This window comes from Scytonema sp. PCC 10023 (genome assembly GCF_963920835.1).
GTDB lineage: Bacteria > Cyanobacteriota > Cyanobacteriia > Cyanobacteriales > Nostocaceae > Kalymmatonema.
Window position 1 is genome coordinate 1 of the sequence record NZ_CAWUDP010000357.1, and the last position, 526, is coordinate 526.

At 41.1% G+C, this 526-nt stretch carries 1 protein-coding gene; it reads left to right on the forward strand.

What is annotated here, in order from left to right; genetic code table 11:
- The coding region (locus ACM0OZ_RS49200; protein ID WP_414590214.1) for a tetratricopeptide repeat protein at window positions 1-526 on the forward strand (526 nt) is incomplete at both ends.

Here is a 526-nt window from a genome sequence, read left to right on the forward strand (position 1 = left end):
TAATTTGGGTAATGCTTACGATTCTTTGGGACAATATCAACAGGCGATTGATTACGATCAGCAGTCACTTGCTATTTTTCGTGAGATAGGTGATCGCAAAAGTGAAGCTGCTTCTCTAACTAGTTTGGGTAGTACTTACCGTTCCTTGGGACAATATCAACAGGCGATTGATTACCATCAGCAGTCACTTGCTATTTATCTTGAGATAGGCGATCGCAAAAGTGAAGCTGCTTCTCTGAATAATTTGGGTAATGCTTACGATTCTTTGGGACAATATCAACAGGCGATTGATTACGATCAGCAGTCACTTGCTATTTTTCGTGAGATAGGTGATCGCAAAAGTGAAGCTGCTTCTCTAACTAGTTTGGGTAGTACTTACCGTTCCTTGGGACAATATCAACAGGCGATTGATTACCATCAGCAGTCACTTGCTATTTATCTTGAGATAGGCGATCGCAAAAGTGAAGCTGCTTCTCTGAATAATTTGGGTAATGCTTACGATTCTTTGGGACAATATCAACAGGCG